Origin of the sequence: Aquipluma nitroreducens (assembly GCF_009689585.1) — a bacterium.
GTDB classification, from domain to species: Bacteria; Bacteroidota; Bacteroidia; order Bacteroidales; family Prolixibacteraceae; genus Aquipluma; species Aquipluma nitroreducens.
The window spans coordinates 4,758,671-4,777,078 of record NZ_AP018694.1 but is presented as its reverse complement, the minus strand read 5'-3'; the positions used below and the strand labels follow the sequence as shown (position 1 = coordinate 4,777,078).

The window sequence follows — 18,408 nt, the reverse complement described above, 5'->3', positions numbered from 1 at the left end:
CTTTTACCAATACATTTCTATCCGGCTTAAAGAATATGCATATTGCATATTTTGCACTTGTAATGGCTACGGGTATTGTTTCTATTGCTGCTCATCTATTTAGTTTCCATCTCATTGCCAAGCTGCTCTTTTACTTCAATATGGCGGCCTACATTTTTCTTTGCATCATGTACTTATTGAGGATAATCATCTATTTCCCAGAGTTTAAGGCCGATACCAGTGACCATGCAAAAGGTCCGGGTTTACTTACTTTTGTAGCCGGTAGTTGTGTTCTCGGGACCCAATTTGTACTGATCTCAGGCAATCTGCACATTGCTTCTCTTTTGTATTATACGGGTACCGTTGCCTGGTTCATTCTCATGTATCTAATATTCACTATTATTACCGTCAATGGAGGAAAACCTGCTATCAACGATGCAATCAGCGGGGTGTGGCTGTTATTCATTGTATCCACACAATCAATTTCTATTTTGGGGACCCAACTGGCAGGTTATCTGCCGTTTGGGTATGAAGAAGTATTCTTTTTCTCACTTGTCATGTTTCTTTGTGGCTGTATGTTTTATATCATCGTGATAACACTGATTGTTTATCGGATGTCGTTTTTCAAAATGAAAGCCGAAGAGTTTGCTCCTCCTTACTGGATTAATATGGGAGCCGTGGCCATATCAACACTGGCAGGATCGATGCTTATTTTAAATGCTTTCAAAATGAATTTTCTAACCTCTATACTTCCATTTTTAAAGGGATTCACTCTCTTCTTCTGGGCAATAGGTACCTGGTGGATTCCGCTTATAGTCATCTTAGGTATCTGGCGTCATATATTTAAACATTTTCCTATTAAATATCATCCACAATACTGGGGAATGATCTTCCCTTTGGGTATGTACACCGTATGCACTTACAGACTTTCGCAGGCGCTTGACCTACCTTTCTTGATGAAGATTCCCTCTGTTTTTGTTTACGTTGCACTTGTCACATGGAGTATATGTACAATAGGTATGTTTTATGCAATCATACGGGATTATATTCCTGCAAAAATACATTCGTAGTCAGATAGGGTTTTTGTACATTAGTATGGTCAAAGATTCGGTTTATAATTATTTCATTTACAACTACCATCATGAGCCTGTTAAATAAACTTTTTTATTTCAGCAAAGAAGTAGAAAAAACCAAAGACAAACACCTCGCAATTACAAGTGAAAATCGCGATTGGGAGCGTATGTACCGTAATCGCTGGCAGCACGATAAGGTTATTCGCTCCACTCATGGAGTAAACTGTACAGGATCCTGCTCGTGGAAAATATTTGTAAAGAATGGGCTTGTGACCTGGGAAACCCAGCAAACCGACTATCCACGTACACGGCCGGGAATGCCCAATCACGAACCGCGCGGTTGTCCTCGGGGCGCCAGTTATTCATGGTACCTATATAGTGCAAACCGGGTTAAGTATCCCATGATCCGCGGAGAATTGCTGACTGCATATAAGGAAGCAAAGGCTCGCCTCTCCGACCCGGTAAAAGCCTGGGAAGCAGTAGTCAGCAACCCGGTAATTTCAAAGCAGTATAAAGCAGCACGTGGTCTGGGAGGTTTTATTCGTGCCGAATGGGATGAAGTAAACGAAATCATTGCAGCTGCAAATATTTATACGATAAAAACTTATGGTCCCGATCGACTTGCAGGGTTCTCCCCTATTCCTGCCATGTCGATGGTTTCTTATGCGGCCGGCACGCGCTACCTGAGCCTAATCGGAGGAACCGTGCTAAGTTTCTATGATTTCTATTGCGATCTGCCACCGGCATCGCCACAAACATGGGGAGAGCAAACCGATGTTCCTGAAAGCGCTGATTGGTACAACTCATCATTCCTGATGCTCTGGGGATCTAATGTTCCGCTTACACGCACACCTGATTCTCCTTTCTATACTCAGGTTCGCTATAAAGGGACAAAATCGATCGTTATTGCCCCCGACTACAGCGATGCCGTTAAATTTGCCGATTTATGGATGAAACCCAAACAAGGCACCGATGCTGCTTTGGGTATGGCCATGGGACATGTGATCCTGAAAGAGTTTTATCTGGATAAAAAAACACCCTATTTTGAGAAATATGCCCGTCAATATTCTGATTTGCCTTTTCTGGTTAAGATTGAGAAAAAAGACGGGAAATATATGAGTGGAACTCTTCTCAGGGCCAGTGATCTTAAAAATATGCCCGTTATAGGTGAAAAATCGGAATGGAAACCTGTTTTACTCGACGAACTGTCGGGCAACTATGTGGTGCCAAACGGGACGATCGGATCGCGATGGGAGAAAAAACAAAAATGGAATCTCGAGCTAAAGGACAGCAAAACCGGCGCCGATATTATTCCTGAACTTTCACTTTTTGAAAAGCATGATGAAGTGATTCATGTGCAGTTCCCTTATTTTGGAGGCTCGACTTTTAAACACGAACATTTTTCGGCAACAGGCCACGACGATATTATTGAACGCAAAGTGCCGGTCAGAAAAATCAAAACCATTCAGGGTGAAATTTATACCTGCACTGTATTCGACCTGATGGTTGCCAACTATGGAATTGACCGTGGTTTTGATGCCCCGAATTCAGCAAAAAGCTATGACGAGGACCTGCCTTTTACTCCAAAATGGCAGGAAAAAATTACCGGAGTTCCAGCTCAACACATCATCTCTACCGCCAGACAATTTGCTGAGAATGCGGCGGCTACCGAAGGAAAGTCAATGATTATTATCGGGGCCGGAGTCAACCACTGGTATCATACTGATATGATTTACCGGAGCGCTATCAACATGCTGGTATTTTGTGGTTGTGTCGGCCAGTCGGGCGGTGGTTGGTCTCATTACGTTGGTCAGGAAAAACTCAGGCCTCAGACAGGTTGGTTACCACTGGCATTTGCCCTCGACTGGAACCGTCCGCCAAGGCAAATGAATACCACCTCATTCATGTATATGCACACTGACCAATGGAGGTATGAGAAAGTGAAACTAAACGGATTGCTTTCTCCTCTTACCAATAAGTCGGAATGGGAAAATCTTTCACTCATCGATTGCAATGTTCGCGCAGAGCGCATGGGTTGGTTACCGAGTGCTCCGCAACTGAGCAAAAATCCGTTAACAATTGCCAAAGAAGCAGAATCTGCAGGTGTGACTTCAGAAGAATATGTGGTTTCGCGATTAAAAAGCGGGAAACTGACTTTGGCCTCCGAAGATCCCGACAATCCAGCCAACTTCCCGCGCAACCTTTTTGTTTGGAGATCGAACCTGTTGGGGTCAAGCGCAAAAGGAATGGAATATTTTATGAAGCACTTGCTGGGAGCACAAAATAGCGTTCAGGGCAACGATCTGAAAGAATTGGGACAGACCTTACCTTCCGAAGTCAAATGGCACGACGATGCCCCGGAAGGAAAGCTTGATCTGCTGGTAAGCCTCGATTTCAGGATGTCAACCACCGGATTGCATTCAGACATTTTGCTTCCGGCCGCTTCGTGGTACGAAAAAAACGATCTGAGTACCAGCGACATGCACCCATTTATTCATCCATTTTCACGGGCAGTTGATCCTGTATGGGAATCCCGAACAGATTGGGATATATTTAAAGGGTTGGCAGAAAAATTTTCAATACTGGCTAAAGGACATCTTGACAACGAGACTGACATTGTATTGCTTCCGCTTCAACACGATACTCCGATGGAGTTATCGGAGACTACCGACGCAAAAGATTGGAAAAATTCGGATTTAGAAATAAAGCCCGGAATCAACTTCTCAAAAATAATCACTCTGAAACGTAATTATCCGGAAACTTACAATCGGTTCACCAGTCTGGGGCCACTGATGAAGACTCTGGGCAATGGTGGTAAAGGAATTAACTGGAACACAGAGGCCGAAATAGACCTGCTTGCACTCCTTAATAATACCAAAAGTGAAGAAGGTGAAACCAAAGGTCTTCCGAAGATTGAAACGGACATTCAGGCTGCTGAGGTTATTCTTTCTCTGGCTCCTGAGACCAATGGCGCGGTTGCCATGAAAGCCTGGAAAGCGCTGGAAGCAATTACAGGACGCAAACACACGCATCTGGCTTTAGGCCGCGAGGAGGAAAAAATACGTTATCGCGACCTGCTTTCGCAACCTCGAAAGATCATCACTTCTCCTATATGGAGCGGCATCGATTCCGAAAAGGTATCGTACAATGCTGGTTATACCAATGTGCATGAACTGATCCCGTGGCGAACACTCACCGGACGGCAAACCCTTTATCAGGATCATCCGTGGATGATTGCATTTGGGGAGAATATGGTCACTTACAAACCGCCTATCAACACCAAATCAATTCTTGAAGTACTAGGTAAAGCGGAAAAGGAGGACGAGTACATGGTCATAAACATTATGACACCTCATAATAAATGGACCATCCATTCTTCGTGGTCTGACAATTTAGTCATGCTCACACTAGGCCGCGGAGGTCCGGTAGCCTGGATGAGCGAAACAGATGCCGCCAGCATTGGACTCAAAGACAATGACTGGATTGAAGTCTTTAACAGCAACGGAGCATCCGTAGCTAGGCTGATTGTATCTCAGCGGATTCCTGTCGGTGCACTGATCATGTATCACAACCAGGAACGAACTGTAAATATGCCGATTAGTCAGTTAACGGGTAATCGCGGCGGTGTGCATAACTCCGTAGAGCGATTATGCCTGAAGCCAACACACATGATTGGCGGATATGCTCAATTGTCATATGGATTCAATTATTACGGAACCATCGGATCAAACCGTGACGAGTTTGTGGTCGTCCGCAAACTGAAGAAAGTGGAATGGAAAGACGAAGAAGTAAAACATTAACACGTTTAATACTCATTAGATTATGAAAATACAGGCTCAAATTGCAATGGTATTAAACCTCGACAAATGTATTGGCTGTCATACTTGTTCGGTTACCTGTAAAAACGTATGGACAACCCGCAAAGGGATGGAATATGCCTGGTTTAATAATGTTGAAACTAAACCAGGACAGGGTTATCCCACCGACTGGGAAAATCAGGACAAATGGAAGGGTGGCTGGGTACTCGATAAATCGAAGCTTCGTCCGCGTATGGGGAATAAGACAGGTATCATGAAAAACATTTTTTCAAATCCGTACTTACCTCAGATCGATGACTATTACGAACCGTTCACCTTCAACTACAGTATTTTACATTCATCTGGAAAGTTTGCTACACCACCTACAGCCAGGCCTCATTCAATGATTACCGGACTTCCGATGGAGAAGATCGAGAAAGGTCCAAATTGGGAAGACGATCTGGGGGGTGCATTTGAAGAACGCAGTAAAGAGAAGAATTTTGATGACATTGACAAAGAGATATACAGCAAGTTCGAGAACGCCTTCATGATGTATTTGCCGCGCCTGTGCGAACATTGCCTCAATCCGACCTGTGTGGCGGCCTGCCCTTCAGGTGCCATTTACAAGCGTGAAGATGATGGCATTGTGCTCATCGACCAGGATCGTTGCCGGGGATGGCGTCAGTGCGTGAGCGCCTGTCCATACAAAAAAATCTATTTCAACTGGAAAACCAAACGTTCTGAGAAATGCACGCTGTGTTATCCGAAGATTGAAAACGGGGAACCAACTATCTGTAGCGAAACTTGCGTTGGAAGAATCAGGTATATCGGCGTAATGCTTTACGATGCCGAAAAAATCAAGGAATCAGCCTCTTCCGAAAATCCGGTTGATTTGTATCAATCCCATATCGGTATTTTCCTTGATCCCCATAATCCTGAAATTATAGCAGAAGCCCGCAAACAAGGCATTCCCGATAATTTTATCGATGCAGCTCAAAAATCGCCTGTTTACAAAATGGCAGTCGAGTGGAAAGTAGCTTTTCCACTTCATCCCGAGTACCGAACTTTACCGATGGTTTGGTACACCCCGCCTTTATCGCCTATCCAGGAAGAAGTTGAAAGTGGAAAACTGGGTTTCAATGGCATTATTCCGGATGTAGATATGCTGCGTATCCCTGTTAAATATCTGGCCAATATGTTCACTGCAGGCGATGAAAAGCCGGTAAGGGAAGCATTGGTAAAAATGCTGGCCATGCGTGCGTTCATGAGGAGTAAAACTGTTGAAAACAGTGAAGATGAAGGGGTATTATCTGGTACAGGCCTGACGGCTGAAATGGTCGAAGAGATGTACCGCTACATGGCCATTGCCGATTACGAAGACCGCTTTGTAATTCCCGTGTCACATAAGGAATATGCTATTGATGCCTTTGGCGATAAGGCTGAGTGTGGGTTCAGTGATGGAGAAGGGTGCGGCAGCATGGAAAGTCGTTTGAAAAACTTATTTGGAGGAATGTAAAATGCTGAAAACTTATAAAATAATTTCGCTGTTGATTACTTATCCCAACGAGGAAATTTATGACTTTTTACCTCAGGTTAATTCTTCACTTAAGGAGGAGAATTTGATGAACGCCGAAGCCATTTCCGGAATAGACATTTTTGTTGACTTTTTTGCAAAAAAGCCACTGACATTTTGGCAAGAGCACTATGTTCAACTGTTCGATTATTCGCGCTCGGTTTCTCTTTACCTGTTTGAGCATGTACATGGCGATTCAAAAGACCGCGGTCAGGCCATGGTTGACCTGATCGGTCTTTACAATGAAAATGGATTAAATATAAACCGTCCGGAATTACCTGATTATCTGCCTGTATTTCTCGAATTCCTTGCCATGCAAACGCAATCAAAGGCTATGGATTATCTTTCTGAGATTATTGATATTGTAGGCTTTATTCACAAAAAGCTGGAAGATAAGGACAATCCATATAAATATCTTTTATCTGCCATCATCAAATTATCTGGCCGCAAACCCGCCGAAGCCCGGATTGAAAAAATGGAAACAGAAATGCCTGAAATCAGTATTGATGAAGCTTACGAAGAAGAGCCCGTAACATTCGGAGACGAAAATGCTTGTTTAAATTGTAAATCATAATGTTTATGGATAATTATATCAACAACCTGTTATTCACCTATTTGCCACACATCGCCATGACTCTTTTCTGGTTTGGTGTTATCACTCGAATAGTAAAAACATCAAAATCATTACAAGCTGAATCGAGCCAGTTTCTCTCGAAGAAAGGCCAGCGATGGGGAGGCAATTTGTTTCATTATGGCATTATCCTGGTTTTTATCGGACACTTTATGGGCCTTTTTACTCCTGAACATTTTTATCACCTGTTTATGACCACTGCAACAAAAAAGATATTGGCAGTTATAATGGGGTCTGTTTTTGGCACCGCCGCCGTGGTCGGAATAACGATACTTCTCGTCAGGCGACTTAAGGACCAACGGATCAGAATAAACAGTTCAATTGCGGATATCCTCTTGATCGCTTTGCTTTTATTTGAAATGGGACTGGGGTTGATCTCTGTAGCCATTTCTGCCGGATCTTCCGTTGAAAACTATGCCGCTTTAGGTGAATGGGCGCAAAAGGTTATTACTTTTCAACCAGATGCAGGTGTAGTAATTGCAGGACATAGCCTTATTTACAAATTGCACATAGTAACGGGACTTTTCATTTTTATGATTTTCCCCTACACGAAACTCATGCACATGTTTGTGATGCCGCTTGCTTATTTTTTCAGATCGGGTTATCAACTGGTAAGGCGCGGATTTACAAAACGGCCAGCCTGAAGCATCTTATATCTGGCCTAAAGCTTCTTTACCTGCCTCTGTAAGATTTTCAATTGACCACATGGGTTCCCATACAAGATTAATCTTGACTTCAAAATTGGGATAACTGGATTCGATCAACTGTTGGGCATCTTCAATGATCAAGCCGCCCATCGGGCACCCGGGCGAGGTGAGGGTTAAATCTATATCGATTTTATGTTCCGGCTCATTATAAGTCACGCCATAAATTAATCCCAGATCAATAATGTTTACCATTAATTCCGGATCAACAACTCCTTTGAGCAATTCAAAAATATTTTTTTCTTCCGTATTCATAATGAAACTATTTATTTTCTGGTTTATGAAATATGATTTTGAACAGATTAAAGTTATAAAGCGCGGCCGACAAAAACAGGCTAATACCGCTCATAATCAATAGATTAACAATAGTTGTTGAAATTCCGAGAAGTAATAAAACAAACCCTGCAGCAAAAAGCCATAACTGGGCAATGGCTACTTTTTCAGAATAAAGGTCTTTCGGTAAGGGCAATACCACTTTCCCAATCCGCCCCCGATAGACTTTCAGCCAGACAATAAAAGGCAAGGTTTTGTATGTTTGCCCCATGACCAGTGAAGTAATAAACCCAATTACAATTGCACTTCCATAAGCCACTGAAAGGGGTAGCGTCAGGTTGTTCAGGAATTCGAAATTAAACAGAAGAGTGAAAATCAGGAAGAATGGAATAACCAGTATCAAAAAGGAAAAGGCCGTTTGTTTCATCCCGATATCAAGTTGTTTTTTCACCCTTTTTGTATAGGCTTCATAAATAAATGACAGGTAACTAAAAATACCCGGCACGATGATAATCGCACTCATTACGATACCAAATTTCATCTGCAGAAACAACGACACGAGTCCTGCAATCAGCCCAATATTAATAGCGTAATAAGCAACACTTAACTTCTTGGTATTTACGTGGTGAGACACCATAAACATAGGCAACAATTTACTGCTGACGCCAATAATCAACTGAATAAACCATCCAACAATCCCGGCGTGGGAATGCAGTTTTAACAGTTCGATTTGCGAAGTTTTCAAAAACGGGTGAACCTGGTTAATGGCCAGGGCTAAACCGGCCAACACCGTGAATAACAGCCATATTACTGAAGTAATGATGAAGGTTCTATCAATCACTTTTTTAGTGGAAGAATGTGCAGTAAACAATACATTGGCAACAAAAATCCAACAGCCACAACAACACATGTTGCCGCAACAAACATGATGGCACCAAATGAAAATTGCCAGAAAGAGAAAGCCAGCAAAATAGTACCCAAGCCCAGCAAGATAAATGAAGCTATTGCAAATGGCTCGCTGTATAATTTCACTTCCATAATGACCGGAAGCAACTGGTACAAGGCTCCAAAAATAATCATGGTAATCCAACCCAACACCAACAAGTGGGTTATGGCAAGTAATTCAGGATTAAAAAAATGTTGTGTGAAAGCTTCAGGATTAAATACGATTAGCAGGGTTACCACGAGCCAGGTCAGTCCCCCGAAAGCATAATGGGGAATAACTACCTTTGGTGATGGGGCATTTTGGCTGGCTATCTGGTTCATTTATTTATGAATTAAAAGTTTAACGTTGTTTTCGTCCACCTCGGCAATCCAGGTCTTAAAATTCCGTTCAGCCAATTCGGGTAATAAATATTGAGGCACTTTTTTATGATGCACATAGAGTGCACCGTTTTCTTTCAACTCTTCTAACTCTTTTAAAATAGTGACCATGGGTAATGGCATCTCTAAGTCGCGAACATCAATTTCACGAATATCCTTTTTACATTTGGCCCTTCTTTCTTCATGTTCTGACACAGAAACCCGGAAAACCAGGTTGCTGGAACGGGCTTCTTCTTTGGCTTCGCCCACTTTAAAGAAATAAGTGTAAACGGCATCTTCTTTTGTTTCAATCCTACTCGAATATCCTCTGGCATTCGCTATTTTAATCAGTGGCGTTGGTTCAAACGTATTGATAACTTCCAATGCGTATCCATCCTGAAGCCTCATTAGTTCGCCCATTATTTCATTGAATGGGTCTCCACCTCTTTCCAAAGTTGGCCTGACATCCAACGAGGTCACCTTGGCCAATTTAATGGCGTTTAAAATTTCGGAATTTGCAGATTGCTCTATTTTCTCTTCTTTCAAAATCGCATCTTTTTCAATCTCGAAACCTATTTCAGCAAGTGATTTAAAAAGAACCTCAATGTCACATTTTCCAATTCGGGCAGCATCTCCAATACTGGTTCTTGAAGCTAATATTCCACGGAGCAATGGATTTCTTAATTTGCTAAAATGAGGGTTGACAGAAACGATAGCTTCAATTGCGTTTGAGTTTTCTTTAATTAGAACTGATATTTTTGTTTCGCTGTTAATTTTCATTTTTCCAGAATTTATTTATCAAAACTTCAGAATCCACCTCGCGATATCGCAATGCCCAGAAAGGCAATAATTAAGGCCAGCAACAGATTAAGCATTCCGGTCCACCGTGCTAACATTTGAATTTCTTTCCTAATGATTGTTGCATTCATCAATCGATTTCATGCCAAAATAAAAATCATGAATTCCACCAACTAGTAGCATAACCACGAAAAGGGCCAATTTCAAGCTTACGAGATATTGGCAGAGCCCACCCCTAAACTTCCGATACCTGTGCTTGGCCCGGCAATGTTGCTGAAAAGTGTAGCTACTTCAGGTTGCTGAAGGATAAAGTTTTCAACTCGTTGCGTTCTGATATTGTTTTCCTGAACGGTTGTAGTTTTATCATATTCCAGATTCAACGAACTTTCCTGATCTCCGGTCGACATCATTTCTTTTCCGATAATGCCTTGTTTCATCATCACCCCCGTCATTACCAAAAGGAAAATAACGATTCCGGAAAAAATAAGTTTATGGCTAAGAACCCATTCTAACTGACGTCCGTACCAATCGATGAATGTTGTTAATTGTTTTCGAACCAAAGCAAAAACGGTTCATGAAGTTGGTCGTTGTAAATCTTCCTTTTTGCCTATTCGTGAAGCTAGCCATGGCACCAAGGTAAAACCCACCAATAAGCTGGTAAGTGTTGATGTTATTACAACGATTGAAATTGTTTCAGCATATCGGCTACAAATACCTGCAAAAACAGAATCGGTAAGAATACAACCACATCGACCAGCGTAATTGAAATGGCTGAAATCCAATTTCCATACGCCCTTCCAATGCCGCGGTTTCCTTGTCTTTTCCCATATCGAGGTGTCGCTGAATGTTTTCCAGAATTACGATGGCATCATCCACCAGGATTCCGATAATTAACGACATGGCCAGCAAGGTCATCAGGTTTAAGGTGAAGCCCATCAGCCACATAACTGCAAACGCGGTAATTAATGAGGTCGGGATTGCAATTAATACGATCAAAGAGTTCCGGTAGCTTCGTAAAAACAGGAACATAACCAATGAAACCAGGATTACAGCCAGAATCAGGTCATCGACTACTGAATTTACTGCCGCAATGGTCATGTCGGTTGAATCATCGGCAACATCAAATTTCACCCCGTAGTTGGAGTTTGCACTTTCAATTTGTTTGAGTTTCGTGTGACTAATTTTGAAACTTCTACCGCGTTGGCATCGCCTTGTTTTTTCAATAAAAGACCTATTCCGTTTACGCCATTGTAACGGCTAACCGAACTTATTTCTTTTACCCCATCAATAACAGTTGCCACATCTTTTACATAAACCGGCATTCCCGGCCCAGGCATAGCTACCTGAACATTCATGATATCATTTACGTTCGAAAACTTTCCTGTCAGACGAACTGAATTACTTTCTTTATCAGTTTGCGCTTTACCGGCAGGCAAATCAATTCCTGAGCGGTTAATGGCCTCTACAACCTGATATAGTGATATTTTGTACAGTTTCAGTTTATCCTGATCAGCCTTCACTTGAATTTCCCGTTCTTCTCCGCCAAGCAGAGTAATTTCTGCCACCCCTTTCAATTGCTGAATTTGTGGAAGATACTCATCTTTCATTTTTGATAAAACTCTGTAGCAGGCAAGCGACTTGTTGCGCTGATCGATATAATGGGTAAATCGTTGGGCGAAACCTTGGTCATCACCGGACTCAAAATGTCTGCCGGTAGATCTTTTTTAATATTGTCGATATACCGCTGGGCATCCTGCATGGCAATGCTCAGGTTCGTTCCGTATTTTAGGTTGGCAATAATAACGGAAGCATTGGGCATCGACTTGGTCTCCAAATAATCGACACCTTCGAGATTCGATAAGGCGTCCTCTATTTTTCTGGAAACAGAGGTTTCTACTTCATTGGGTTCGGCACCCGGATACATTGTTTTTATTACTACCACCGGCTGGTTGAAGTCTGGCAACAGTTCATACCCAGGTTTGTAAATCCAATGATCCCCAACAGGGCGAATACGCTGAAAGAACGATGATCAGCGATGGACGATTGATTGCTATTTTTGTAATGTTCATGATACTTAATTGCTAATTGTCACATTTGCGCCATCAAAAAGATTGATAAACCCGTTGGTTATAATTACATCGCCTTCGGTTAACCCACTTGAAACCTGTACTTTATTTTGAAACCGGTTTGAAGTGGTGATATTTTGAAGAATGGCTTTACCATTTTTGACCAGAAAAACTTGTGGTTGAATGTTTGTTCCAACGATTGCAGATGCCGGGATAATGATTAACTTTTCTTCTGCCTTGTTTTTCAACTGTACATTTCCAAACATTCCTGATTTGATTTTTAAATCGGCGGTGTTGTTTACTGAAATTGTACCGGAAAACTATTCCCCATATTGGCTTTGCTGCCTGTCATGATCACCTTTCCCGACAACACCGTTTCCGGATAAGCATCTGCGGAAAGAGCGTATTGTTGATTGGTTTCGAACTGACTTAACTCCTGTTCGGGAACATTTACAGTAAACTTCAGGCTTGAGATATCTGTGATTTGGAGTAAAGGAATACCTGGTGCCGAGAAGGCTCCTTCTTCTGTTAGTTTCGCGGTAACAATTCCGCTGAATGGCGCTGTAATAATCGTTTTATTGATTTGCTCCGTTAGAGTAGCCTTCTGTACTTTAGCTGATTTAAAGGACAATTCGGTCTTTTCCAGCTGAACACCTTGAATGGCATCGGCATTGGCAAGTACGGTATATCGTTTTACATCCGCTTCCAATCCTTCAATCTGAATTTCAATGGTTTGTAATTGCAGTTCCAGTAAGGAGTTGTCCAGTTGAACTAAAGCCTGACCTTTTCGGACCGCACTTCCAACATCCACCAAAACCGAATTAATTTTTCCCTGAATATCCGCGCTTATTCTTGTTTCTTTGTTGGGTTCAAAGGTTCCCGTGTAAGAAATATCATTTTTAACACTTTCAAGCTTCAGCGTGATGGCCTGCACATTAATTGCCTGTTCTTTGTTGTATTGATAAACCCTGTTTACAGTGGTTTCTTGTTGGTCTTCAGGCGAATTACCACTATGGAGATTAAAGCCAATGCCACAATTATATAAATGATCGTTTTTTTCATTTCCTTGATTTTTAATTCGTGATTTTTAATTTTTAATTGCCATAAGGTTTCCTGTTACCCGTTTGTATTCCAATTCAGCCTTTCGAAGATTTACCATTGCAACGATGTAGTTTTGCTGTGCTTCGCGTAATGAATTGTCGGCCAGTAGCAAATCAGTAATGGTTGCCATTCCTTGTTTGTTTTGCAGCACGGTATTGTTGTAAATCTTTTTTGCCAGTTTTATTTGATCATTAACTGTTGCAATGTTTTGGTTTGCAAGCGTATATTGCATTTCGGCATTAATCAGGTCGAGTTTCGATTTTTCTGATACCAGTTCTTTCTGAATATTTGTTTTCTGTATATCTATCTTTTTTTGTACAATCTTGTGTTTTGTAATCGTGCCATTAAACAGTGGGATCGACAGTTGAGCGCCAACATAACCGATTGGATGAAAATTGAAAAAGCTATTGGCGCCAGTATTGCCATAGCCAGTCGTACCATAAACTCCGTAAGCACCCAACGAAGGCAATTTTGAATTACGAAGCCCTTTAAGTTCAGCGTAATTAAATTGTAATTTTTATCAATCAACTTCATGTCTGTAGTCGCTTGAATCTGAGGATCCAATTGAACCAAAGTGTTTTCAGTTATTGCAACCTGGATGGAATCAGAAATTGGTTTTCCCATCAGAAATTTGAGTGCATTTAACACTTGCTGCTGCTGCGAAAAAACGGTTTTTCTTTGATTGGCTAACTGATCCAACTGTAATTGGAGTCTGTCCACATCAGTTCCTTTTGCAATCTGCTGTTGGTGCAGCAACGTGGTTGTTTGCAGTAGTTTATTGGTATTGATCATGTTGCTGTCCAAAAAAGCCAGTTGATTCAATAGAATCTGTGCGTTGTAGTAAGCATTTGAAACTTCCAGCACCACATCTTCATCTGTTTTCCTTTTCTGAACTTCAGAAAGTTCACTGGCTATCCGGGTAGTTTTTATCGCACCTAAAGCTGTTGGGTTGTAAATGGGCACCGTTAGTTGCAGATTGGTATTCAGGCTTTGCGGCACACCAAATTGTACTTCCTTATAAGTTCCGGCAGGACCTCCAAAAGCATCAGCAGGCATCAGCTGATAAGGTAAGTCGGTATAATAGCGATAATCAGTTATCCCATTCAGTTTTGGAAACAGATTGCCTTTGGTTTCCTTGTTTTTCTCATTGGCCTGAAAAACATCCTGCTGTGATAGTTTGATGGTTCGGTTATACTGCAATGCAGTGTCGATGCATTGCTCCAGTGTAAACGTTTGAGCTTTTGTTAGAAAACCTATAAACAGGATAATCCCCAATAGCAGAACTTTTAGTAAATTAAATCTTGATAGCTTTTCCCTTGATGTAATCATTTCTAATTATTTTAATTCGTATTTATTCCTTATTGGCTCTTATTAATTTAGATCTCGAATCATTTTGTTTGTCAGCTGTTGGTCGCTCATGAACAAACGAAAGCGGCCCAGAATATTTTCGACCAGATATCTCGTCTCTACCTTATTATTGAAGACTCTTATTTTCTTACCCCTATCTAAAACTGTTGACAAATAAGCTTTAACATTATGCTTTATTCTTTGTAATACCCTTTGAATAGCAACATCATTTTCAGTTATTTCTGAAGAAAACAGCACATGCAGATAATATGATTTCTGACCAAAGAATTCATAAAGACTTTTAAATAAATTCTCAAGCTCTTTTTCAGGTGAGAGATTCATAGCTGCCACATTTTTAATCAATTGCTGTATTTCATCTTCCAGGCTCAAGGACATGAATTTTAAGATATCATCATCCGCTCCTAGATAAATTAAAAGATCGTTACGCGAAATCCCAATCCTCTTTATTAAGGCATCAACCGATAAAGCATCTATTCCTGCCTCGTTAATGATTGCTCCTGCTATTTCTACAATATTACTTTTATTGATATCCATACTTTAGACATTAGTGAATATTCACTAACCTTAATAGGTAAAAAAATAGAAAAACGTTTATTGTGCTTTATGGCTTTCAAGCTTACTGTATTCATTTATTGAATAATGAGCAAATATTGTAAGAACTATTGAAACGATAATCCTGAAGGTCATAACCCCAATAACTTTGTTTTCATGTATACATCCAGAGTTGATGTGAAATAGCAACCCTAAAAAAACAAGAATGATCATAACGGAGGAAATACCCATGAGATTTGCTGTCCATTTCTTGCTCTCTATGAATCCATAAGTAGCAAATAGATAGAACAAACTACTAATGAAATTTATCCAACCTATAAACAGAACATAATTGCCTTCTTGTGATCTAAAGTCAAATAAATCAAATATCACAGAGATACTGAGAAATAGGGCCAGAAAGCCAAATGCAGCCAAGATTCCAGCGGCCAGGAATGAGAATACCTCTTTCATAATTTTTGGGATTGAATTAATGTAAGCACAGATTGAATCATTTTGTTTCCTGCTTCAATTATATCAAACTGGAAATCCTCTAATCTCCATCTGAACATCTGTAACCTGAATGCCCCCATTAAAATGTACATCAGATCCTCCAAAGGAACACTATTTGAAAACACTCCTTTATTCTGTCCTTCAAGCAATATCGGAAATAAATTTTTCACAATAATCCCGAGCAGTTTAAGGATCGCTTCATTAATACTTTGACTTTCTTTCAATAAGCCATCGGAAAAAACAACCACAACGAAGTGTCGATGACTTTCAAAAAACGCAAACTGACTTTGGAACATGGCAACAAATTTCGCTTTCGGATCATCAGTAATTGGAATAGCATTCTGTAGGTGCTCATCGATTGTTCTTGCCAGATATTCCAGCATCGCTAAGATTATTTCCTCTTTACTGGTAAAGTGCCTGTAAATTGCGCTTTCAGAAAAATCCATTTCTTTAGCCAGATTTTTATGGTCAACCCACTAACACCTGATGATGTTAGTATTTTTCCAGCTGCCTCAATAATCTCCAATTGACGGGATGTAATTTCCATGTTGATATTCAGGTATTAGTTAAAGAACTTTGCTTAAAATCTTGGGCCTTGGCGCTTTTACTACCAGAATCCGGGCTACTTTATCCGAATTATTACTGAGAAAATGTACAACGTTAGCAGGACTTTCAACAAGAGAATCAATCTCGCAAACTTCGCTTTCCTCACCAATATGAATTGTTGGATATCCTTCAAAAATAAAGAAAAATACATCAACCGGTGTTTTGTGAGGTTTTAAACTTTCTCCAGATCTTAATGTGATAATCGTAGCGGTTGCTGATTCCGTACTATACATCTCTCTTACGTCAACTTTGTGTGGCGTTTCTTTGACCACTTGATCATGATATTTAATAATCTTCATAACTTAAAATTTTATATTATCTATAGATTATGTAGTTAGTGAATATTCACACACAAAGATAAGATTAAAAATTATTAATGTGCAAGAGATATCTTTATTATTTTATAAAGACATATTATTACTTGTTTGAAATGAAATTGTTTGCTGAGATTTATAAGTAGATAAACTCTGAAATACCTTTTTATTTTTAACTTTGAATTAAATACTATAAAAAGGTAGTAATATATGATTCTTAATAAAACCACAGAGTATGCACTTACTGTTCTCGGGTTTATGGCAACCCGGAATGAGAATATGTATTCTGCAGAATACCTTCACCAGCAATTAAATATTCCTCGTCGCTATCTCAGAAGCTTGTTAACCGATTTATCGAAGCATGGATTTCTTAAAAGTTCATCAGGACGAAATGGTGGTTTTGTTTTTGCCCAAGAGTTGAAGGAAATAAATCTGGCCCTTGTTATTAATAAACTGGAAGGAATTGATGCAATATGTAACTGTATTCTTGGCTTCAGTTGCTGTATTGTTGATAAACCATGTATTATGCATGAACCATGGAGGGAAGCACGTTCAAAAATGATTGAGACTCTCACAAATACAACATTTGCTGATCTCAAAGAAAAATATCAGATGGATCTTTCGAAAAATCTTAAGTTGATATAAACACAGTTAATCAATACATCCACTTTTAATCAAATTTTTCAAATTGAATAAAACTACGCCTTTTACCAATACATTTCTATCCGGCTTAAAGAATATGCATATTGCATATTTTGCACTTGTAATGGCTACGGGTATTGTTTCTATTGCTGCTCATCTATTTAGTTTCCATCTCATTGCCAAGCTGCTCTTTTACTTCAATATGGCGGCCTACATTTTTCTTTGCATCATGTACTTATTGAGGATAATCATCTATTTCCCAGAGTTTAAGGCCGATACCAGTGACCATGCAAAAGGTCCGGGTTTACTTACTTTTGTAGCCGGTAGTTGTGTTCTCGGGACCCAATTTGTACTGATCTCAGGCAATCTGCACATTGCTTCTCTTTTGTATTATACGGGTACCGTTGCCTGGTTCATTCTCATGTATCTAATATTCACTATTATTACCGTCAATGGAGGAAAACCTGCTATCAACGATGCAATCAGCGGGGTGTGGCTGTTATTCATTGTATCCACACAATCAATTTCTATTTTGGGGACCCAACTGGCAGGTTATCTGCCGTTTGGGTATGAAGAAGTATTCTTTTTCTCACTTGTCATGTTTCTTTGTGGCTGTATGTTTTATATCATCGTGATAACACTGATTGTTTATCGGATGTCGTTTTTCAAAATGAAAGCCGAAGAGTTTGCTCCTCCTTACTGGATTAATATGGGAGCCGTGGCCATATCAACACTGGCAGGATCGATGCTTATTTTAAATGCTTTCAAAATGAATTTTCTAACCTCTATACTTCCATTTTTAAAGGGATTCACTCTCTTCTTCTGGGCAATAGGTACCTGGTGGATTCCGCTTATAGTCATCTTAGGTATCTGGCGTCATATATTTAAACATTTTCCTATTAAATATCATCCACAATACTGGGGAATGATCTTCCCTTTGGGTATGTACACCGTATGCACTTACAGACTTTCGCAGGCGCTTGACCTACCTTTCTTGATGAAGATTCCCTCTGTTTTTGTTTACGTTGCACTTGTCACATGGAGTATATGTACAATAGGTATGTTTTATGCAATCATACGGGATTATATTCCTGCAAAAATACATTCGTAGTCAGATAGGGTTTTTGTACATTAGTATGG

Annotated in this window: 20 protein-coding genes and 2 pseudogenes; 7 read left to right on the top strand and 15 right to left on the bottom strand. The window is 40.3% G+C overall.

Annotated elements, in window-relative coordinates; genetic code table 11:
* The first annotated feature begins 35 nt into the window (after window positions 1-35).
* The 5 genes from AQPE_RS20115 to narI all read left to right on the top strand — a co-directional run bounded on the left by AQPE_RS20115 (window position 36) and on the right by narI (window position 7,697).
* Window positions 36-1,049: a tellurite resistance/C4-dicarboxylate transporter family protein gene (locus tag AQPE_RS20115; RefSeq protein ID WP_318351331.1), complete on the top strand. Its 1,014-nt coding sequence runs from the start codon at window positions 36-38 to the stop codon at window positions 1,047-1,049.
* Between the two features lie 71 nt (window positions 1,050-1,120).
* On the top strand, window positions 1,121-4,852 hold the full coding sequence (locus tag AQPE_RS20110; protein WP_318348267.1) for a nitrate reductase subunit alpha: 3,732 nt from the start codon (window positions 1,121-1,123) through the stop codon (window positions 4,850-4,852).
* A gap of 22 nt (window positions 4,853-4,874) precedes the next feature.
* Entirely contained in the window at window positions 4,875-6,365 is a 1,491-nt protein-coding gene (gene narH, locus AQPE_RS20105) for a nitrate reductase subunit beta (protein ID WP_318348266.1), read from the top strand.
* Window position 6,366: 1 nt separating this feature from the next.
* Window positions 6,367-6,996 carry a nitrate reductase molybdenum cofactor assembly chaperone gene (gene narJ / locus AQPE_RS20100; protein WP_318348265.1) on the top strand — a complete coding sequence of 210 codons (630 nt, stop codon included), beginning with the start codon at window positions 6,367-6,369 and terminating at the stop codon, window positions 6,994-6,996.
* A 5-nt stretch (window positions 6,997-7,001) separates the two neighbouring features.
* Complete coding sequence (narI, locus tag AQPE_RS20095; RefSeq protein WP_318348264.1) at window positions 7,002-7,697, top strand: respiratory nitrate reductase subunit gamma; 696 nt, start codon at window positions 7,002-7,004, stop codon at window positions 7,695-7,697.
* Between the two features lie 6 nt (window positions 7,698-7,703).
* On the opposite strand, the gene AQPE_RS20090 is transcribed toward narI, so the two are convergent.
* The 15 genes and pseudogenes from AQPE_RS20090 to AQPE_RS20020 all read right to left on the bottom strand — a co-directional run bounded on the left by AQPE_RS20090 (window position 7,704) and on the right by AQPE_RS20020 (window position 16,611).
* A complete protein-coding gene (locus AQPE_RS20090; RefSeq protein ID WP_318348263.1) occupies window positions 7,704-8,012 on the bottom strand; it encodes a metal-sulfur cluster assembly factor in 309 nt (102 codons plus the stop codon).
* A 7-nt stretch (window positions 8,013-8,019) separates the two neighbouring features.
* Complete coding sequence (locus AQPE_RS20085) at window positions 8,020-8,871, bottom strand: hypothetical protein (RefSeq protein ID WP_318348278.1); 852 nt, start codon at window positions 8,869-8,871, stop codon at window positions 8,020-8,022.
* Complete coding sequence (locus AQPE_RS20080; RefSeq protein ID WP_318348277.1) at window positions 8,868-9,296, bottom strand: hypothetical protein; 429 nt, start codon at window positions 9,294-9,296, stop codon at window positions 8,868-8,870. The genes AQPE_RS20085 and AQPE_RS20080 overlap by 4 nt, the downstream gene beginning before the upstream one ends.
* Window positions 9,297-10,112, bottom strand: a complete 816-nt coding sequence (locus tag AQPE_RS20075; protein ID WP_318348261.1) for a DUF2249 domain-containing protein — start codon at window positions 10,110-10,112, stop codon at window positions 9,297-9,299.
* 227 nt (window positions 10,113-10,339) lie between these two features.
* Window positions 10,340-10,690, bottom strand: coding sequence for a hypothetical protein (locus tag AQPE_RS20070; protein ID WP_318348276.1), 351 nt, complete (start codon window positions 10,688-10,690; stop codon window positions 10,340-10,342).
* Between the two features lie 145 nt (window positions 10,691-10,835).
* Window positions 10,836-11,737 (bottom strand): annotated as a pseudogene (locus tag AQPE_RS20065) (efflux RND transporter permease subunit).
* Entirely contained in the window at window positions 11,734-12,093 is a 360-nt protein-coding gene (locus tag AQPE_RS20060; RefSeq protein WP_318348275.1) for an efflux RND transporter permease subunit, read from the bottom strand. Before AQPE_RS20060 ends, AQPE_RS20065 begins: the two are co-directional and overlap by 4 nt.
* A 111-nt stretch (window positions 12,094-12,204) precedes the next feature.
* Entirely contained in the window at window positions 12,205-12,462 is a 258-nt protein-coding gene (locus AQPE_RS20055; protein ID WP_318348274.1) for an efflux RND transporter periplasmic adaptor subunit, read from the bottom strand.
* 32 nt (window positions 12,463-12,494) lie between these two features.
* Entirely contained in the window at window positions 12,495-13,130 is a 636-nt protein-coding gene (locus AQPE_RS20050) for an efflux RND transporter periplasmic adaptor subunit (protein ID WP_318348273.1), read from the bottom strand.
* A gap of 153 nt (window positions 13,131-13,283) precedes the next feature.
* The gene (locus tag AQPE_RS20045) at window positions 13,284-13,757 is read right to left on the bottom strand and encodes a TolC family protein (protein WP_318348272.1); all 474 of its coding nucleotides are present in this window, start codon (window positions 13,755-13,757) and stop codon (window positions 13,284-13,286) included.
* 170 nt (window positions 13,758-13,927) lie between these two features.
* Window positions 13,928-14,626 (bottom strand): annotated as a pseudogene (locus AQPE_RS20040) (TolC family protein); the annotation flags it as partial.
* A gap of 42 nt (window positions 14,627-14,668) precedes the next feature.
* Window positions 14,669-15,199 (bottom strand): TetR/AcrR family transcriptional regulator, encoded by a 531-nt coding sequence (locus AQPE_RS20035; protein ID WP_318348271.1) that lies wholly within the window; start codon window positions 15,197-15,199, stop codon window positions 14,669-14,671.
* Window positions 15,200-15,256: 57 nt separating this feature from the next.
* On the bottom strand, window positions 15,257-15,667 hold the full coding sequence (locus AQPE_RS20030) for a hypothetical protein (RefSeq protein ID WP_318348270.1): 411 nt from the start codon (window positions 15,665-15,667) through the stop codon (window positions 15,257-15,259).
* Window positions 15,664-16,164, bottom strand: a complete 501-nt coding sequence (locus tag AQPE_RS20025; protein WP_318351332.1) for a TetR/AcrR family transcriptional regulator — start codon at window positions 16,162-16,164, stop codon at window positions 15,664-15,666. The genes AQPE_RS20030 and AQPE_RS20025 overlap by 4 nt, the downstream gene beginning before the upstream one ends.
* 108 nt (window positions 16,165-16,272) lie before the next feature.
* Window positions 16,273-16,611 carry a cupin domain-containing protein gene (locus AQPE_RS20020; protein ID WP_318348269.1) on the bottom strand — a complete coding sequence of 113 codons (339 nt, stop codon included), beginning with the start codon at window positions 16,609-16,611 and terminating at the stop codon, window positions 16,273-16,275.
* 225 nt (window positions 16,612-16,836) lie between these two features.
* On the opposite strand from AQPE_RS20020, the gene AQPE_RS20015 reads away from it, so the two are divergent.
* Both AQPE_RS20015 and AQPE_RS20010 read left to right on the top strand, forming a co-directional pair.
* On the top strand, window positions 16,837-17,271 hold the full coding sequence (locus AQPE_RS20015; RefSeq protein ID WP_318348268.1) for an RrF2 family transcriptional regulator: 435 nt from the start codon (window positions 16,837-16,839) through the stop codon (window positions 17,269-17,271).
* Between the two features lie 94 nt (window positions 17,272-17,365).
* Window positions 17,366-18,379 carry a tellurite resistance/C4-dicarboxylate transporter family protein gene (locus AQPE_RS20010; RefSeq protein WP_318351331.1) on the top strand — a complete coding sequence of 338 codons (1,014 nt, stop codon included), beginning with the start codon at window positions 17,366-17,368 and terminating at the stop codon, window positions 18,377-18,379.
* Window positions 18,380-18,408: the final 29 nt, after the last annotated feature.